Source organism: Stenotrophomonas sp. GD03680, from assembly GCF_029844625.1.
Classification (GTDB): Bacteria; Pseudomonadota; Gammaproteobacteria; order Xanthomonadales; family Xanthomonadaceae; genus Stenotrophomonas; species Stenotrophomonas maltophilia_P.
In genome coordinates this window covers 13,890-31,797 of the sequence record NZ_JAOCKC010000011.1, presented here as the reverse complement: position 1 = coordinate 31,797, position 17,908 = coordinate 13,890, and the positions used below count along the sequence as shown (strand labels likewise).

Sequence of the window (17,908 nt, the reverse complement as noted above, 5' to 3'; positions counted from 1 at the left end):
CATGCGTGTCATCCGTACCCGTCCAGCTACCCTGATCGCGTGGCTGCTGCTGATTGCCCTGTGCCTGCTGCCCGCGCTCGCCTTTGCCGCGCCGGGCGCTGCTCCGACCACGCCACTGCCGGATGTCAACGTGGGCAGGATCGGTGGCCAGCCGGTCAGCCTGCCGCTGCAGACACTGCTGCTGATGACGGCGATCACCCTGATCCCGTCGATGCTGCTGGTGCTGACCTCGTTCACCCGCATCATCATCGTGCTGGGCCTGCTGCGGCAGGCACTGGGCACCGGCCAGACCCCGTCCAACCAGGTGCTGCTGGGCCTGGCCCTGTTCCTCACCGCGATGGTGATGATGCCGACCTGGGACAAGGCGTGGAGCAGTGGAATGGCGCCCTACCTCAACGGCCAGATCGACTTCCAGACCGCGTGGACACTGACCACCCAGCCGCTGCGCGGCTTCATGCTGGCGCAGATCCGCGAGACCGACCTGATGACCTTCGCCGGCATCGCCGGGCACGGCACCTACGCCAGCCCGGATGCGATCCCGTTCCCGGTCCTGGTCGCCTCGTTCGTGACCAGCGAACTGAAGACCGCCTTCGAGATCGGTTTCCTGATCTTCATCCCGTTCGTGATCATCGATCTGGTCGTGGCCAGCGTGCTGATGTCGATGGGCATGATGATGCTGTCGCCGATGCTGGTCTCGGCACCCTTCAAGATCCTGCTGTTCGTGCTCGTCGACGGCTGGGTGCTGACGGTGGGAACGCTGGCGGCCAGCTTCAATCCGGCGTGACCCGGACCGGCGTGATTGCAGGGGCCGCCAGCCATTGCCGTCGGCCGCATTGACCACCGCCGGGCAGGACCCGGCGCTACCGATGGAAAGACGATGTCTCCCGAACTTGCCCTGACCGAACTGCGTGGCGGCCTGATTGCCGTACTGTGGGTGGCTGGCCCGCTGCTGCTGACCGTACTGGTGGTAGGTGTGGTGGTCGGTGTCGTGCAGGCCGCGACCCAGCTCAATGAGCCCACCATCGCCTTCGTCGCCAAGGCGGCAGCGTTGACCGCCGTGCTGTTCGCCCTGGGCAGCCTGCTGATCGGCCATCTGGTCGAATACACCACGCTGCTGTTCCAGCGCATTCCGCACCTGATCGGCTAGGACGCGCACCGCGATGGATGCCGCCACCCAGATGGCTGCCGACGGCCTGCAGGCCTTCGGCATGATCGGCACCGTGCTGTGGACGATGCTGCGCATCGGCGCGGTAGCCATGGCCATGCCCATGGTCGGCACCCGTGCGGTGCCGGCGCGGATCCGCGTGGTACTGGCCGGTACCCTCGCCATCGCGCTCGCCCCGCTGCTGCCGCCCGTGCCGGAGTGGACCGGCTTCGATGCGGCCACCGTGCTGACCATCGCCCGTGAGCTGGCCATCGGCGTGGCCATCGGCTTCCTGCTGCGGCTGGTGTTCGAAGCTGGCGCGATGGCCGGCGAACTGGTGGCACAGGGCACCGGCCTGGCGTTCGCGCAGATGAGCGACCCCCTGCGCGGCGGCACCTCCGGCGTGATCGGGCAGTGGTTCTACCTGTTGTTCGGCCTGCTGTTCTTCACCGCGAACGGCCACCTCGCGCTGATCTCGCTGGTCGTGGACAGCTACCGGGCACTGCCGATCGGTGCGCCGCTGCCCGATCCGCACGCGTTCTTCAGCATCGCCCCGACGTTCCTGCTGACCGTGCTGCGCGGTGCGTTGACGCTGGCCATTCCGTTGACGGTGGCGATGCTGGCGGTGAACCTGGCGTTCGGCGTGCTCGCCCGTGCGGCACCTGCGCTCAATCCGATCCAGCTCGGCCTGCCGGTGTCGCTGCTGCTGGGCCTGTTCCTGCTGGTCCTGCTGGCCGGCGAAATGGGGCCCCCGGTGCAACGACTGTTCGATGCGGCGTTCCAGGCTGCGGACGCGGTCACACACTGACGCTTCCATCACGCTTTGCTGCTTGCCGTCCCCCCGGGGACGCGCGTTAGAGTGAATACGCGGCAACCGGGGGGATGCCGCACCTGGCGGCCGCTTCTGGCTGCCTGCCACATGCATGCCCCACCGTAGTTTCCGTCGACAGGCAGGTCCGGGAGACTGACGAATGCTGGTAGGCACGTACAACGCATGGCTGGTGGCAGTCTCGCTGTTGGTGGCCGTGATGGCTTCCTACACGGCATTGGCGATGGCCGGACGCACGGTCACTGCACCCGGCAGGGGCGCGACCTGGTGGTGGCGGCTCGGTGGCGGCTTCGCGATGGGCCTGGGCATCTGGTCGATGCACTTCATCGGCATGCTGGCCTTCGACCTGCCCATTCCGCTGGGCTACGACCTGCCGATCACCCTGCTGTCGCTCGCCCTGGCCATCGCCTCGTCGGTGTTCGCGCTCTGGCTGGTCTCGCTGCCCACCCTGCCACATCCCCGCCTGGCAGGGGGCGCCTTGCTGATGGGCACCGGCATTGCCGGCATGCATTACGTCGGCATGGCCGCGATGCGCATGCAACCCGGCATCGACTACCACACGGGCTGGCTGCTGCTGTCGCTGCTGGTTGCGGTCGCTGCATCCTGGACCGCCCTCTACGTCGCCTTCCGCCTGCGCGCGCAGCGCACCCGGGTCGGTGACCGGCTGGCCGCCGCCGGCCTGCTCGGTCTGGCCATCGTGGGCATGCACTACACCGGCATGGCCGCCGCACGCTTTCCACAGGGCAGCATCTGCGGCGCTGCGGTGGGCGATGGCCTGCAGAGCACCTGGCTGGCGATGCTGGTGGTGGTGCTGACCGTCGCGATCCTGGCGGTGGTGCTGGTGGTGTCCTGGCTGGACCAGCGGGTGGAAGCGCAGCTGCTGCGCCTTCGCAACGCGATGCTGAGCACCTCGCTGACGGATGCGCAGGAGGAATTGACCCAGGCCGCGCTGCACGACCCCTTGACCCGCCTTCCGAACCGGCTGCTGCTGCAACGGCGCATCGTGCAGTCACTGGCCGAAGCCGAACAGGGCGGCAGCCGCTTCGCGGTGATGTTCATGGACCTGGATGGCTTCAAGCAGGTCAACGATGCCTATGGCCACCAGGCCGGCGATGCCCTGCTGGTGGCCGTCGCCGAGCGCACCCGCCAGCTGCTGCGGCCGAACGACCTGCTGGCGCGGCTGGGCGGCGACGAGTTCGTGCTGGTGGTGCGCATCGACCATGACGAGGATCTACCGACCCTGGCCCGGCGCATCCTGCAGGCGGTGGGAAGCGGCCCGCTGCTGCCCGACAACGAACTGCAGGTGACTGCCAGCATCGGCATCGCCATCTGCCCCGACCACGCCGCCAGCGAACGCCAGCTGATGGCCTTCGCCGACGCTGCGATGTACCAGGCCAAGGAATCCGGCCGAAACTCCTTTGTCCTGTTTGCGGATTGGATGAACGACAGCGCCGAACAGCAGTTCCGCCTGCTGGCCGACCTGCGCCGGGCGATCGGCAGCGAACAGCTGTTCCTGCACTACCAGCCGAAGATCCGCGTGGCCACCCAGAAGGTCGCCGGCGCCGAGGCGCTGATCCGCTGGCGTCATCCGGAACAGGGCCTGATTCCACCGGATCGCTTCATCCGCCTGGCCGAGCGCAGCGGCGCGATCAACGAGATCGGCCGCTGGGCGCTGGACCAGGCGTGCCTGCAACTGCGGCACTGGCACGACGCCGGCCACGAGGGCTGGTCGATATCGGTCAACCTGTCGCCGGTCCAGTTCAGCTCGCCGCACCTGCTGCGCGATGTGCGCGACGTGATCGAGCGGCATCGCATGACGCCGCGCAACCTGGTGCTGGAGATCACCGAAAGCACCGTGATGCGCGACACCGACACCAGTTTGCGGCTGCTGCAGGCGTTGTCGGTGCTGGGGGTCGGCATCTCCATCGACGATTTCGGCACCGGCTACTCCAGTCTTCTGTACCTCAAGCGCCTGCCGGCCACCAAGATCAAGATCGACCACGCCTTCGTGCGCGATCTCGAACACAGCGCGGAGGACGTGGTGATCGTATCGGCGATCGTGGCGCTGGGCCATGCACTGGACATGGACATTGTTGCCGAGGGCGTGGAAACGGCTGCCCAGCGTGCCTACCTTGAGCGGCTGGGGTGCGATTACCTGCAGGGCTACCTGCTCGGCCGCCCGGTCGATGCGGGCCGTTTCATGCAACTGCACGACCTGCCGCGGCCACGGGTGGAGCTGGCGCAGACCCCGCCCCCACCGGCCCCGCCGGGGTAACGTCGGACTCTCCGCGGCGGGCGGCCACCCACCGTATGATGGCCACGCGCCCGCCATTGCAAGGAACACCCCGTGACCTTACGCGCTCTTCTTGCTGGCCTGCTGCTGGCGCTCACCTGCACCCGCGTGGCCGCCAGCGATCTGCGGTGGTCGCTGCCCCGCGATGCGCCGCCAGCACAGGTGGATACGGCACTGCAGGCGCTGGGTACGGAGGTGTTGCAGTCGGCAACGCTGACCGATGCACAGCGCTGCCATGCGCTGCTGGCCACGGGTCGCTACGCCGAGGCACGCGCCATGATCGAGAAGCTGCGCGCGACGCTGGCCGCTGCCGGCGATGGCGCGGCGGCCCAGCGCTGGATGCCGATGCTGCTGGCAAGCACTGGCGCGCGGGATGCGGAAGCGTATTCGCGCGCCTTCCATTCGGCCTTTGCTGGCCTGGATGATGTTGCCGCCGTGCAGGCCGATGCAGCGCTTGCCTTGCCTCCCGCTGCGGTACAGGCGCAGCTGACGCAGGCGCTTGCGGCACAGGCCGATGCCGCCACCGTGCCGCAGTCAGCCGCGCTGGAGCTGGTGCGTCTGCAGGCTGTGTTGCGCGCGCAGACCCTGGCTGCGGCACTCGCCCCTGCACTGCTTGACGCAGAACAGCAACGCCGCTTCGTGATCGACAGCGGATTGCGTATCCCCGTGGCCGAAGGGGTGGTGCTGTCCGCACAGCTGGCACGGCCCCGCAGCGCGTCCGCGCCGCTGCCGACGGCCATGCTGTTCACCATCTACACCGACCCACCCAAGAACCGTCTGAAGATGCTGCTGGCCGCAGCCCACGGCTACGCCGGCATCGTGGTCGACGCACGCGGAAAAGGTCAGGGTACCGGCACCATCGCCCCCTACGAACACGACGGGGTGGACGCCAATGCCGCGATCGACTGGGTCAGCCGCCAGCCCTGGAGCGACGGTCGGGTCGCCATGTATGGCGGCAGCTATGAAGGATTCACCGCATGGGCGGCAGCGCGCCATCACCATCCGGCACTGAAGACCATCGTGCCCTACGTGGCTGCCATTCCGGGCCAGGGCCTGCCGATGGAGAACAACGTATTCCTCAGCGCCAACTACGGCTGGGCCTTCTACGTGGCCAATGGCCCGATGCTGGATACCGACACCTATGGGCAGCAGGACCGGTGGTCACAGCTGCCCGGCCGCTGGTATGCCTCCGGCCGGCCGTACCGGCAGATCGACCAGATCGATGGCACCCCCAATCCCTGGCTGCAGCGCTGGCTCGCCCACCCGGCCTATGATGGTTACTGGCAGGCCATGGTGCCGTACGCCGAAGACTTCAGGGACATCCGCATTCCGGTGCTGACCATTACCGGCTACTACGACGACGGCCAGATTTCCGCGTTGCAGTACTTCACCGATCACATGCGCTACCGGCCGGACGCCGATCATGTCCTGCTGATCGGGCCGTATGACCACGGCGGTGCCCAGGCCGCCAGCAAGCCGATGCAGCTGCGCGGCTACACGGTGGACCCGGTCGCGCAGTTCGATACGCCTGCGCTGACCTTCCAGTGGCTGGACCACGTACTTCGCGGTGCCCCGCGCCCGGCGCTTCTGGCCGACCAGGTCAACTTCCAGCTGATGGGCAGCAACACCTGGGGGCATGCAGCCACCCTTGATGCCGCTGCGGGCGGCCACCGCACGTACTACCTGTCGGCAGCCGCTGAGGGCGACCATCACCCGTTGCAGGAACAGCGGCCAACGCCGGGAACACTGCGGCAGACGGTGGACCTCGCTGACCGCACGGAGGTCCGGCATGGCTACTATCCGTTCCCGATCGTGGCCGCCGGGGACGAGCCGGACACGGCACTGACCTTCCTCTCCGAGCCCTTCCCAGCACCGATGGACCTGATCGGACGCTTCTCGGGCGATCTGAAGGTCCGCATCAACAAGCGCGACATGGACTTCACGGTCACCCTGTACGAGCTGCTGCCCGATGGGCGCCGGATGCAGCTGTCCTACTACGTCGGCCGGGCCAGCCACGTACGCGACCCGACCACGCGGCAGCTGCTGGTGCCGGGGCGATGGACCGACCTGCCCTTCGATCGCACCCGCATGGTCGCCCGCCGTGTGGGCGCGGGCAGCCGGCTGCTGGTGAAGGTGGACGTGCTCAAGGACGCCATGCACCAGGTGAACCACGGCACCGGACGCGATGTCAGCGACGAGTCAGCCGCCGATGCCGGTGAGCCCCTGCAGGTGGACTGGCACAGCGACAGCACGCTGAGCATCCCGCTGCGGCCGGCCCTGCCCGGCTAGCGTCGGGCGTTGCCCCGGCGGTGAACCACGCGCCGCGGAACAGTTCTTGCAGGCAGCCCGGCATCCCCTGCCGCAGTGCCCGTGATGTCCGAGAACGAATCCGCCGGCGAAAAGACCGAACAACCCACCGAAAAACGCCTGCGCGAGGCCCGGGAACAGGGCAACCTGCCGCGTTCCCGCGAACTGGGGACCGCCGCGGTGTTCGGTGGCGGCGTGCTGGCGGTGATGGCCATGGGCGGCTCGATCGGCCGTGGTGCCACGCAATGGATGAAACAGGCGTTGAGTCCCGAGCAGGGGCTGCGGCAGAACCCGAAGGAACTGTTCGGCCACTTTGGCGACCTGCTGCTGCAGTTCATGCTGGTGATCACCCCGCTGGTGCTGGTCTGCCTGCTGGCCAGCTTCGTCGCCCCGCTGGTGATGGGCGGATTGCGCTGGTCGGCCAAAGCGATGATGCCCGACATCAATCGGCTGAACCCGCTGACCGGCCTCAAACGTCTGTACGGGCCGGAAGCCATCGCTGAATTCACCAAGTCACTGCTGCGCGTGGCGTTCGTGGGCGTCGCCGCCGGACTGGTGGTGTGGAGCGGCTTCGACACCCTGCGCGGGTTGATCCACCACCCACTGGAAACCGCCATCACCGATGGCCTGGGCTTCACCCTGCGACTGCTGCTGGCCACCGCCGGGGCAATGCTGGTGCTGGCGGCGATCGACGCGCCGTACCAGCGCTGGAACTGGATGCGCAAGCTGAAGATGACCCGCGAGGAACTGCGGCGGGAAATGAAGGAAAGCGAAGGCAGCCCGGAGGTGAAGGGCCGCATCCGCCAGCTCCAGCAGCAGATGGCCAACCGCCGGATGATGGAAGCGGTGCCCACCGCAGACGTGGTGGTGGTCAACCCGACCCACTACGCCGTGGCTCTGAAGTACGAGGGCGGCGCCATGAACGCGCCCACCGTGGTGGCGCTGGGCGTGGACGAGACCGCCCTGCGCATCCGTGAAGTCGCCGATGGCAACAAGGTCGCCATCGTCTCCGCCCCGCCTTTGGCACGCGCCTTGTATCGGGAAGGCCAACTCGGAAAGGAAATCCCCGTGAGACTGTATTCGGCCGTGGCCCAGGTCCTGTCCTACGTCTACCAGCTGCGCGCCTGGCGCACCGGCCCGATGCCGGGCGCCCCGCACATCGAGGTGGATGAATTCGGCAAGGGAGGCCGGGCATGAGCGCGCAGGCCTCGTCCGGATTCAACACCCGCCGGCTGCTGGAGATGATCCGCCAAGGCCTCGGCGCACCGCTGATCGTGCTGGCGCTGCTGGCGATGGTGGTGGTGCCGCTGGCGGCGCCCGTGCTCGATGCGCTGTTCACCTTCAACATCGCCATCTCGCTGATGGTGCTGTTGGCGGTGGTGTACGTGAAGCGCCCGCTGGATTTCACCATCTTCCCGATCGTGCTGCTGGTCACCACCATGCTGCGGCTGGCACTGAACGTGGCCTCCACCCGCGTCATCCTGCTCAATGGCCAGAATGGCCACGACGCGGCTGGCAAGGTCATCGCGGCGTTCGGTGAATTCGTGATCGGCGGCAACTATGCGGTCGGCATCGTGGTGTTCGCCATCCTGACCATCATCAACTTCGTGGTCATCACCAAGGGCGCCGGCCGTGTCTCGGAAGTGACCGCGCGCTTCATCCTCGACGCCATGCCCGGCAAGCAGATGGCCATCGATGCCGATCTCAACGCCGGCCTGCTGACGCGCGAAGAAGCCAAGCTGCGCCGCGAGGAGGTCCGCGAGGAAGCCGACTTCTATGGCGCGATGGACGGCGCCAGCAAGTTCATCCGGGGTGATGCGATTGCCGGCATCCTGATCCTGTTCATCAACATGCTCGGTGGCCTCGCCGTGGGCGTGCTGCAGCATGGCATGCCGTTCGGCGATGCCGCTGCGACCTACACCCTGCTGTCCATCGGTGACGGTCTGGTGGCGCAGCTGCCGGCCCTGCTGGTTTCCAGCGCAGTGGCGATGCTGGTCACCCGTGCCTCGCGCTCGCAGGACATGGCACAGGCGATGACCGGCCAGGTGTTCGGCCAGTACCGTGCCCTGGCCATCACGGCCGGCATCATCGGCCTGGTCGGCCTGGTGCCCGGCATGCCCAACGTCGCTTTCCTGACGCTTGCCTCCATTCTCGGCTTCATCGCCTGGAAGCTGTACCGGAAGGGACAGGCCCCGGCCCCGAGCGACGCTGCCGGCAGCGACCCCGGCGCGGTCAGTGCGCTGGGCCGACCGGCGGCGCCGGCCCCCACCGCAGAACTGAGCTGGGACGAACTGCGCCCGGTCGACCCGCTGGGGCTGGAGGTCGGTTACCGGCTGATTCCGCTGGTGGACAGCAATCAGGGCGGCGAACTCATGGCACGCATCAAGGGCGTGCGGCGCAAGCTGACCCAGGACGTGGGATTCCTGATTCCATCCGTGCACATCCGCGACAACCTGGAACTGCCGGCCAACGGCTACCGCGTGCTGGTGCATGGCGTGCCGGTGGCAACCGCCGAGATCCATCCCGACCGCGAACTGGCGCTGGACCCCGGCAGTGCGCTCGGCCCGCTGGACGGCATCGCCGGCAAGGATCCCGCCTTCGGCCTGGACGCTACCTGGATCCAGCCGCACCAGCGCGCCCAGGCCGAAACCATGGGCTACACCGTGGTCGACCCGGCCACCGTGGTCGCCACCCATCTTTCCCACCTGATCCGCGAGCATGCGCCGGAGCTGCTGGGCCACGAAGAGGTGCAGCACCTGCTGGCCAACCTCGCCAAGAGCGCACCCAAGCTCGTCGAAGATCTGACGCCCAAGGCGCTGCCGTTGTCGGCCGTGGTGCGGGTGCTGCAGAACCTGCTGGTGGAACGCATTCCGATCCGCCAGCTGCGCAAGATCGCCGAAGCACTGGTGGAGCACGCGCCGTCCAGCCAGGACCCGGCCACGCTCACCGCCGCAGTGCGCACCGCGCTCGGCCGCTTCATCGTGCAGGAGATCGCCGGAATGTCGGCGGAGCTGCCGGTGTTCACCCTCAACCCGCAATTGGAACGTGTCTTGCAGGAGTCCACGCAGGGCAACGGCGCCGCGCTGGAACCCGGGCTTGCCGAGCGACTGCATCAGAGTCTGGCCGAATGTGTCAGCAAGCAGGAAGCCCGCAACGAGCCCGCGGTCGTGCTGGTTCCCGGCCCGGTACGTGCCGCGTTGGCACGCCTGGTCCGTCACAGCGTTCCGTCGCTGTCGGTACTGGCGTACAGCGAAGTGCCGGAGGACAAGCGCCTGAAGCTGGTCGGAACGATCAGCTGACGCCGCCCACCGATGCGTCAGAAAACAGACACCACCTTCGAACCACCGCAACAGACAGATGCCAAGGGGAACCCGTTCCGTGCAGACCACCGACCACCCGCGTTCTCCCACCCCCACCCCGCCGTCCCCGTCCCGTGACCACAGCATGAAAATCAAACGATTCGTCGCCGCCGACATGCGCTCGGCCATGAACCTGGTGCGCAAGGAACATGGTCCCGATGCTGTGATCCTGTCCAACCGCCGGATCGAGGAAGGCGTCGAGATCGTCGCCGCAGCCAACTATGACGAGAGCGCGGTGCAACGCGCGCTGGAAGCCTCGCGGCGCGACGTAGCTCCGCCGCCGCCGAAACCGCGCACCGCCGCGGATGCAGTGATCGCCGCGGTCACCCGTCGCCGCTCCGCGACACCGGCCCAGCAGCCGGTGACGGCCACCACATCGGCCGTGGCCGCCCTCGCCCGCGCGGCCGTCGGTGCCACCGGCCGCACGCTGGACAGTGCGGACGAGATCGTGCCCACCCGCGGCAGTTCCGGCTTCGCTGCCACCCTGGCGCGTGCCACCGTCAACGATCCGGCACTGCCGGAGCAGATCTTCGCGCCGTTCGCGAGCGCCGTCTTGGCTCCCGCACCGGCGCCCGCCAACCGCGCCCGTTTCCTGATCGACCCGCCGCAGGACGAGCATCACGAATCCCCCGCGCCGGCAGTGCTGCCGCCGCCGCTGCCGATCACCGCTGCGGCCACGGCGCAAGCCGAGGCCGTGCACCCCGAACCGCCGTACGCGCAGGACGTTGCCGAGACCACGCCAGCCCCTGCCGCTGCCGCTGAAGCGGAGACCGCGCCGGCCCCGGCGCCGCTCCTTGCCCCGGCGCCGGTACTGACGGTGGTTGCACAGGACGATGCCGAGATCCGCCAGCTGCGCCACGAAGTGGCCGGCATGCGCCAGGTCATCGAGCGCGAGATGAACCGCTTCACCGACGAGCGCCTGCGCGGCTGCCCGGTGCGGGCGACCGCCCTGGACCTGATGGACGAGTACGGATTCGATGCCGGGCTGGCCCGCGATGTGGCCATGCAGATACCGCTGGAAACCGAAGCCCACCGGGGCCGCGGGCTGATGCTGGGCCTGATCTCGCGCAGGCTGCCGATCGCGCCGGTCGATCCGCTGGAAGAAGGCGGCGTGATCGCTCTGGTCGGTCCGACCGGGGCCGGCAAGACCACCACCATCGCCAAGCTCGCCTCGCGCTTCGCCGAGAAGCACGCGCCGCGCGATGTGGCCCTGGTCACCACCGACACACTGCGCATCGGTGCCCGCGAGCAGCTGTACGGCTATGGCCGCCAGCTCGGCATCGCGGTGCATGAAGCCAACAGCGGTACCGACCTGGACCAGCTGCTGGAGCGCCTGAAGGACTACAAGCTGGTGCTGATCGATACCGCCGGCCTGGGCCCGCGCGACCGCGCCCTGGCCGCCCAGCTGCAGTGGCTGCGTGCCGCCCGCCAGGTCCGCACCCTGCTGGTGTTGCCGGCCAATACCAGCTTCGGCGACATGGACGAGGTGGTGCGCCGCTTCGGCGCGGCCAACCTGCAGGGCCTGGTGCTGAGCAAGCTGGATGAGACCGGCCGCTTCGGCAACGCCCTGTCGGTCGCGGTGGACCACGCGCTGCCGATCACCTGGGTGACCGATGGCCAGGACGTTCCGGACGACCTGCACCGGGCCAGTGCGGCCAATCTTGTACTTCGCCTTGAAGATTTGCGCCGAGCGGCCGATATGCCCTGCAACCCGGAGTTGAACCATGCCGTCGCGTGAGTACGCCAAGCTGACCAAGACCTTCCCGCTGTCGGCCACCCGCAGCGAGCCGCTCGGCCCTGTGCGCACCATCGCCGTGACCGGCGGCAAGGGCGGCGTCGGCAAGACCAACGTCTCGGCCAACCTGGCCGTGGCGCTGGCCGGCATGGGCAAGCGCACGCTGCTGCTCGACGCCGACCTGGGCCTGGCCAACATCGACGTGATCCTGGGGCTGAATCCCACCCACACCCTGGCGGATCTGGTCGCCGGCCGCTGCTCGCTGGAAGACGTGATCGTCGAAGGTCCGAACGGCGTGCTGGTGGTGCCGGCCGCGTCCGGTCGGCGGCACATGGCCGAGCTGGCCCCGGCCGAGCACATCGGCCTGGTGAACGTGTTCTCCGAACTGGAACGCGAGCTGGACATCATGGTGGTGGACACCGCCGCCGGCATCACCGATGGCGTACTGACCTTCTGCCAGGCCGCACAGGACACCGTTGTCGTGGTCTGCGACGAGCCGGCCTCGATCACCGACGCCTACGCACTGATCAAGGTGCTGTCGCGCGAGCGCGGCGTGGACCGCATCCAGGTGGTGGCCAACATGGTGCGCGACCCCAACGAGGGCCGCGTGCTGTATGAAAAGCTGACCCGGGTCTGCGAGAAGTTCCTTGCCGATGTCTCGCTGAACTACCTGGGCTGCGTGCCGCAGGATGACTGGCTGCGCCTGTCGGTGCAGCGCCAGCAGCCGGTGGTGAAGGCCTATCCATCAAGCCCGGCGGCGCTGGCGATCACCGAGATCGCCCGTCGCACCGCCCGCTGGCAGGCCCCCACCGAGCCACGCGGTGGCGTTGAATTCTTCCTCGAGCGCATCCTCAAGCAACGCGGGGTGGCAGCATGAAAGGCGCGGCCCAGTACAGGGAAGTCCAGCGCTCGGCGGCGACCGAGGTCATCGCCCAGCACTCGGACCTGGTGCGGCGCATCGCCCATCACCTGGCCGCACGCCTGCCGGCCAGCGTCGAAGTGGACGACCTGATCCAGGCCGGCATGATGGGCCTGATCGAAGCCTCGCGCAGCTACGACGCCGACCAGGGTGCCTCGTTCGAGACCTATGCCTCGATCCGCATCCGCGGCTCGATGATCGACGAGATCCGCCGTGGCGACTGGGTACCGCGCTCGGTGCATCGGCGCGCCCGCGATGCGGCCGCCACCATCCGCCGCCTGGAGCAGACCACGGGCCGTGCAGCCAGTGCCACCGAGGTGGCGGCGGCCATGGACATGCCACTGCCCGAATACCTACGGCTGATGGAGGACGCCTCGCGCGGCCAGGTGCTGAGCCTGGAGTCGCGCATCGAAGACCAGGGCGAGCTGGACACCGTCGCCCAGGGCGGACCCACACCGCAGCAGGTCCTGGAACGTGGCGAATTCGGCCGCGAACTGGGCAAGGCCATCGGCCATCTGCCCGAACGCGAACAGCTGGTGCTCTCGCTGTACTACGAGCAGGAGCTGAACCTGAAGGAGATCGGCGCGGTGCTCGGCGTGAGCGAATCGCGCGTCTGCCAGATCCACGGCCAGGCCGTGCTGCGCCTGCGCGGCCGGCTGAAGATCTTCGAGGCTGCGGATGCCGGGCTTGAAGAATGAACATGCCTGCGGCGGCCACGGCCACCGCGGGCGACTGAACAACAAAGGAACTCCGCTTTGAACAAGAACATGCGCATCCTGATCGTCGACGACTTCTCGACCATGCGTCGCATCGTCAAGAATCTGCTGGGCGATCTGGGCTTCACCAACACCGCCGAAGCCGAGGACGGGCATGCCGCACTGTCGATGCTGCAGAGCCAGCCGTTCGACTTCGTGGTCACCGACTGGAACATGCCGGTGATGACCGGTATCGAACTGCTCAAGGCGATCCGCGCCGATGCCAAGCTCAAGACCCTGCCGGTGCTGATGGTCACCGCCGAGGCCAAGCGCGAGCAGATCATCGAAGCGGCGCAGAGCGGCGTGAACGGCTACATCATCAAGCCGTTCACCGCGCAGACGCTGGAAGAGAAACTGGGCAAGATCTTCGAACGCCTGGCGGCCAGCGCCTGATGGACGCCACGGTCGACAAGAACGCTCTCGCCCTGCGCCTGCAGGAAGCCCTCGACGCGCTCGAATCCGGCGACGAGAGCGCCTGGCGCCAGCGCATCGACGCCCTGGTGGCCGCACGCACGCAGCCGATGATGAGCGGCCTGTCACGGCTGGCCCGCGAACTGGGCCAGGCCCTGGGCGAACTGCCGACCGTCCCCAGCGAGGCGGGCGAGCTGGACGACGCCTGCGCGCGCCTGGACCATGTGGTGGCGATGACCGAACAGGCCACGCACCGCACCCTGGACCTGGCCGAAGAGTGCCGCAGCCTCACCGAACAGCTGCGCGCCGAAGGCCTGCAGCCGGGGCAGGATGCGCAGCTGGAACGCATCCGCCACAACCTGACCGAGATTGCCCTGACCCAGAGCTATCAGGACCTGACCGGACAGATCATCCGTCGCGTGGTCGGCATCGTCCGCCGCGTGCACGAAGGCTTTGGCGCGCTGGGCCTGCCACCGGAGCAGCATCGCACCGATCCGGCGCTGGCCGGACCGGCACTGAAGGGACTGGACCGCCACGCGGTCTCTCAGAACGACGCCGACGACCTGTTGTCGGACCTGGGACTGTAAGCATGAGCGCGGTATCCGACGACATCACCGCCGATTTCATCATCGAGGCACAGGAAATCCTGGATCGCCTCGGCGAACAGCTGGTGTCGCTGGAACAGGCGCCGCAGGACGCCGACCAGCTCAACGCCGTGTTCCGTGGCTATCACACGCTCAAGGGCGGCGCCGGCTTCCTCGGCATCACCGCCATGGTCGAGCTGTGCCATGCCGCCGAAGAGGCACTGGGCGCCGTCCGCGCTGGCCAGGCGGTGCTGCAGCCGCATCACTTCGATGCCGCACAGCAATCACTGGACTACCTGCAATCGATGCTGGATGCCGTGTCTTCCGGCAACGAACCCGGCTATGCCCCGCCGGACCTGATCGCCCAGTTCGACGTGCACGGCGCTGCTGCGCCGGCCGCCGCCGCTCCCGCAGCGGCCGCGCCCGCTGCCGGTGACCTGATCACCGACGACGAGTTCGAGGCCCTGCTCGATCAGCTGCACGGCAGCAACGCCCCCACCGCGGTGGCGACGCCTACCAAGGCCGACGATGGCCTGATCAGCGAGGATGAGTTCGAAGCCCTGCTGGACCAGCTGCACGGCGGCGCCGCCCCGGGCGCGAAACCCGTGGCTGCTCCGCCTGCGCCTGCACTGCCCGCACCGCGCCCCGCGGCCGCCGCTGCCAAGCCCGCGGCCAACAAGCCGGTGGCCGAGGCGGAGCACACCGTGCGCGTGGATACCAAGCGGCTGGATGCGATCGTCAACCTGATCGGCGAGCTGGTGCTGTCGCGCAACCGTCTCAAGACCCTGCGTGCGCGCCTGCGCGACGAGGAACTGGACCGCGCCGTGTCGACCCTGGACATCGCCACCGCGCGCCTGCAGTCGGCAGTGATGCGCACGCGCATGCAACCGGTCGGCAAGGTGTTCTCGCGCTTCCCCAAGGTCGCCCGCGATGTTGCCCGCTCGCTGAAGAAGGAAGTGGACCTGGAGCTGGTCGGCGCCGAAACCGAGCTTGACCGCAACCTGGTCGAGGCCCTGGCCGACCCGCTGGTGCACCTGGTCCGCAACGCCATCGACCATGGTGTGGAGATGCCCGATCTGCGCGAAGCACAGGGCAAGCCACGCATGGGCCACGTGCGTCTGTCGGCCCAGCAGGAAGGCGACTACGTCAGCATCGAGGTGCAGGACGATGGCGCCGGCATCGATCCGGAAAAACTGCGCGCGAAAGCACGCGAAAAGGGCTTGATCGACCCGGAGGCGGCGGCCCGGCTGAGCAGCGAGGAATGTCTGCACCTGGTGTTTCTGCCCGGCTTCTCCACCAAGCAGCAGGTGACCGACATCTCCGGCCGCGGCGTCGGCATGGATGTGGTGCAGTCGCGCATCCGCGAGCTCAGTGGGCAGATCCAGATCCAGTCGGAACTGGGCCGGGGCAGCCGTTTCCTGATCCGCGTGCCGCTGACCCTGGCGATCCTGCCAACCCTGCTGGTGCAGGCCGGCGAGGACGTCTATGCGCTGCCGCTGGCGCGCGTGATGGAAGTGCTGCATGCACCGCGCACCTCGCTGGGCTGGTTCGATGGCCGGGCGGTGCTGGATCGTCGCTCGCACACCCTGCCGCTGGTCGATCTGCGCCAGTGGCTGGATGTCACGCCCGCCGCCTCGGCGCTGCTCACCATCGTGGTGCTGCAGGCCGGCGAGGCGCGCTTCGGCCTGGTCGTGGACCAAGTCCGTGGGCGCGAGGAAGTGGTCATCAAGCCATTGCCGAAGGCCCTGCGCGGCCTGCGCGGCTACGCCGGTGCGACGCTGATCGGTGATGGCCGGATGGCCCTCATCCTCGACGTGGATGGCCTGCGATGACGCTCGCCGGGCATGGCCCGGCGAACCAGAAACTGTGACTACCGTCTGTACGCGATCGACCGGTGTCTCAAGTCCCATTCACACACGCCGATACCGGACCCATGGATAGACTCAGCCTCATCGGACTCTTTCTCGCCCTGGCCTCGCTGGTCGGCGGCAGCATCCTCAAGGGCGCCGGACTGGCGTCCCTGTGGTCGCCTGCGGCGTTCGTGATCGTCATCGTCGGCACCATCGCCGCGATCCTGCTGCACACCGCACCCGCCGTATTCAGGCATGCCTTCCGGATCGTGCGCTGGGTCGTGCGCCCGCCGCACAGCGATCGTCGCGAGCTGATCCAGCAGATCGTCGAGTGGAGCAACATCGCCCGCCGCCAGGGCCTGCTGGGCCTGGAAGCGCAGGTGGAAGCGCAGCAGGATCCGTTCCTGCGCAAAGGCCTGCAGCTGCTGGTCGATGGCGTCGAGCCCGAATCGATCCGGCACATGCTGGAGATCGAGCTGGGCAGCCAGGAACACCGTGACCAGGCCGCTGCCAAGGTCTTCGAGGGCATGGGCATCTATGCGCCGACGCTGGGCATCATCGGTGCGGTGCTGGGCCTGATCGCCGTCATGAAGAACCTGGCCGACCCCAGCAAGCTGGGGCATGGCATCGCCGCCGCCTTCACCGCCACCATCTACGGCATCGCGTCGGCCAACCTGCTGTTCCTGCCGATCGCCGCCAAGCTGAAGGGGGTGATCGCCCACAACAGCCGCGACCGCGAGATGGTCATCGAAGGCCTGATCTCGATCGCGCAGGGCGAGAACCCGCGGAACATCGAAACCAACCTGTCCGGCTTCCTGCACTGACATGGCCCGCCGCAGACACCACGAAGAGCACGCCAACCATGAAGCATGGGCGATCCCCTATGCCGATCTGATGACGCTGCTGCTGGCCTTCTTCGTGGTGATGTATGCGATCTCCTCGATCAACGAAGGCAAGTACCGGATCATGGCCGATGCGCTCACCGATGCCTTTGGTGGCGCGCCGCGCACCATCAATCCGGTGCAGGTCGGCAACAAGCAGGTGCAGGGGGGCGGCTGGGACAGTCCTTCGGTGATCAAGTCCGGCACCAAGATCGGCCCGTCCGCACCGGCACCCTCGCACGACCCTACCCTGCTGCCGGCCATGGCCTCGCAGATGCGCATGCCGGTCTCGGTGCACGACCAGCAGCAGATCGCCCGTGCCGAGCGCCAGCTCAGCAGCATCGCCGACCGGTTGACCGCCGCGCTGTCGCCGCTGATCGAGCGCGGCATGATCAGCGTGCGCCGCACCGAGCTGTGGATCGAAGTGGAGATCAACAGCGACATCCTGTTCCCGACCGGCTCGGCGGCGCTGGACGTGCACGCGCGCGGGACGCTGTCCAGCCTGGCCGGTGTGCTGCGCGACGTACCCAACAGCGTGCGGGTGGAAGGCCACACCGACAACGTGCCGATCGCCACCGCCACCTTCCCCTCCAACTGGGAACTGTCGGCCGCGCGGGCCGCCAGCGTGGTCCACCTGTTCGCCGACCAGGGCCTGCAGCCTTCGCGTCTGGCCATGGTCGGCTACGGCCAGTTCCGCCCGCGCGAGGACAACGACAGTGCGCAGGGTCGCAACCGCAACCGGAGGGTGATGGTCATCATCCTGGCCGACACCTCGCACTCGGTCGACCCGCTGGGCCAGCGCCTGAACGCCGCCAACGGCGCGGCCGACCCGTCCGCCGGG

Annotated in this window: 14 protein-coding genes and 1 pseudogene; all 15 read left to right on the top strand. The window is 68.0% G+C overall.

Annotated elements, in window-relative coordinates:
- Position 1 precedes the first annotated feature (1 nt).
- Positions 2 to 784, top strand: coding sequence for a flagellar type III secretion system pore protein FliP (gene fliP / locus N5J29_RS13030; protein ID WP_053519604.1), 783 nt, complete (start codon positions 2 to 4; stop codon positions 782 to 784).
- Between the two features lie 93 nt (positions 785 to 877).
- Positions 878 to 1,147 (top strand): flagellar biosynthetic protein FliQ, encoded by a 270-nt coding sequence (locus tag N5J29_RS13025; RefSeq protein WP_053519605.1) that lies wholly within the window; start codon positions 878 to 880, stop codon positions 1,145 to 1,147.
- A 13-nt stretch (positions 1,148 to 1,160) separates the two neighbouring features.
- Positions 1,161 to 1,952: a flagellar biosynthetic protein FliR gene (fliR, locus tag N5J29_RS13020; RefSeq protein ID WP_053519606.1), complete on the top strand. Its 792-nt coding sequence runs from the start codon at positions 1,161 to 1,163 to the stop codon at positions 1,950 to 1,952.
- A 163-nt stretch (positions 1,953 to 2,115) separates the two neighbouring features.
- Positions 2,116 to 4,248 (top strand): bifunctional diguanylate cyclase/phosphodiesterase, encoded by a 2,133-nt coding sequence (locus N5J29_RS13015; RefSeq protein WP_164153026.1) that lies wholly within the window; start codon positions 2,116 to 2,118, stop codon positions 4,246 to 4,248.
- 72 nt (positions 4,249 to 4,320) lie between these two features.
- On the top strand, positions 4,321 to 6,555 hold the full coding sequence (locus tag N5J29_RS13010) for a CocE/NonD family hydrolase (protein WP_164153027.1): 2,235 nt from the start codon (positions 4,321 to 4,323) through the stop codon (positions 6,553 to 6,555).
- An 84-nt stretch (positions 6,556 to 6,639) separates the two neighbouring features.
- The gene (gene flhB, locus N5J29_RS13005) at positions 6,640 to 7,770 is read left to right on the top strand and encodes a flagellar biosynthesis protein FlhB (protein ID WP_053520068.1); all 1,131 of its coding nucleotides are present in this window, start codon (positions 6,640 to 6,642) and stop codon (positions 7,768 to 7,770) included.
- On the top strand, positions 7,767 to 9,872 hold the full coding sequence (flhA, locus tag N5J29_RS13000) for a flagellar biosynthesis protein FlhA (RefSeq protein WP_065176156.1): 2,106 nt from the start codon (positions 7,767 to 7,769) through the stop codon (positions 9,870 to 9,872). The genes flhB and flhA overlap by 4 nt, the downstream gene beginning before the upstream one ends.
- Before the next feature lie 145 nt (positions 9,873 to 10,017).
- Positions 10,018 to 11,670 (top strand): flagellar biosynthesis protein FlhF, encoded by a 1,653-nt coding sequence (flhF, locus tag N5J29_RS12995; protein ID WP_164153068.1) that lies wholly within the window; start codon positions 10,018 to 10,020, stop codon positions 11,668 to 11,670.
- Positions 11,657 to 12,544 (top strand): MinD/ParA family protein, encoded by an 888-nt coding sequence (locus tag N5J29_RS12990; protein WP_053520065.1) that lies wholly within the window; start codon positions 11,657 to 11,659, stop codon positions 12,542 to 12,544. The genes flhF and N5J29_RS12990 overlap by 14 nt, the downstream gene beginning before the upstream one ends.
- The gene (locus N5J29_RS12985) at positions 12,541 to 13,284 is read left to right on the top strand and encodes an RNA polymerase sigma factor FliA (protein ID WP_053520064.1); all 744 of its coding nucleotides are present in this window, start codon (positions 12,541 to 12,543) and stop codon (positions 13,282 to 13,284) included. The genes N5J29_RS12990 and N5J29_RS12985 overlap by 4 nt, the downstream gene beginning before the upstream one ends.
- Positions 13,285 to 13,341: 57 nt before the next feature.
- Entirely contained in the window at positions 13,342 to 13,734 is a 393-nt protein-coding gene (gene cheY / locus N5J29_RS12980; RefSeq protein WP_053520063.1) for a chemotaxis response regulator CheY, read from the top strand.
- A complete protein-coding gene (locus N5J29_RS12975; protein WP_053520062.1) occupies positions 13,734 to 14,339 on the top strand; it encodes a protein phosphatase CheZ in 606 nt (201 codons plus the stop codon). Before cheY ends, N5J29_RS12975 begins: the two co-directional genes overlap by 1 nt.
- A gap of 2 nt (positions 14,340 to 14,341) precedes the next feature.
- Positions 14,342 to 16,168: a chemotaxis protein CheA gene (locus tag N5J29_RS12970; RefSeq protein WP_164153067.1), complete on the top strand. Its 1,827-nt coding sequence runs from the start codon at positions 14,342 to 14,344 to the stop codon at positions 16,166 to 16,168.
- Positions 16,169 to 16,269: 101 nt separating this feature from the next.
- Positions 16,270 to 17,010: a flagellar motor protein gene (locus tag N5J29_RS12965; RefSeq protein ID WP_053520060.1), complete on the top strand. Its 741-nt coding sequence runs from the start codon at positions 16,270 to 16,272 to the stop codon at positions 17,008 to 17,010.
- 1 nt (position 17,011) lies between these two features.
- Positions 17,012 to 17,857 (top strand): annotated as a pseudogene (gene motD / locus N5J29_RS12960) (flagellar motor protein MotD); the annotation flags it as partial.
- Between the last annotated feature and the right edge of the window lie 51 nt (positions 17,858 to 17,908).

Bases quoted from the DNA above. Each gene is read 5' to 3' on its own strand.
- fliP (WP_053519604.1), top strand. From the start codon at position 2: ATGCGTGTCATCCGTACCCGTCCAGCTACCCTGATCGCGTGGCTGCTG.
- N5J29_RS13025 (WP_053519605.1), top strand. From the start codon at position 878: ATGTCTCCCGAACTTGCCCTGACCGAACTGCGTGGCGGCCTGATTGCC.
- fliR (WP_053519606.1), top strand. From the start codon at position 1,161: ATGGATGCCGCCACCCAGATGGCTGCCGACGGCCTGCAGGCCTTCGGC.
- N5J29_RS13015 (WP_164153026.1), top strand. From the start codon at position 2,116: ATGCTGGTAGGCACGTACAACGCATGGCTGGTGGCAGTCTCGCTGTTG.
- flhB (WP_053520068.1), top strand. From the start codon at position 6,640: ATGTCCGAGAACGAATCCGCCGGCGAAAAGACCGAACAACCCACCGAA.
- flhA (WP_065176156.1), top strand. From the start codon at position 7,767: ATGAGCGCGCAGGCCTCGTCCGGATTCAACACCCGCCGGCTGCTGGAG.
- flhF (WP_164153068.1), top strand. From the start codon at position 10,018: ATGAAAATCAAACGATTCGTCGCCGCCGACATGCGCTCGGCCATGAAC.
- N5J29_RS12990 (WP_053520065.1), top strand. From the start codon at position 11,657: ATGCCGTCGCGTGAGTACGCCAAGCTGACCAAGACCTTCCCGCTGTCG.
- N5J29_RS12985 (WP_053520064.1), top strand. From the start codon at position 12,541: ATGAAAGGCGCGGCCCAGTACAGGGAAGTCCAGCGCTCGGCGGCGACC.
- N5J29_RS12975 (WP_053520062.1), top strand. From the start codon at position 13,734: ATGGACGCCACGGTCGACAAGAACGCTCTCGCCCTGCGCCTGCAGGAA.
- N5J29_RS12970 (WP_164153067.1), top strand. From the start codon at position 14,342: ATGAGCGCGGTATCCGACGACATCACCGCCGATTTCATCATCGAGGCA.
- N5J29_RS12965 (WP_053520060.1), top strand. From the start codon at position 16,270: ATGGATAGACTCAGCCTCATCGGACTCTTTCTCGCCCTGGCCTCGCTG.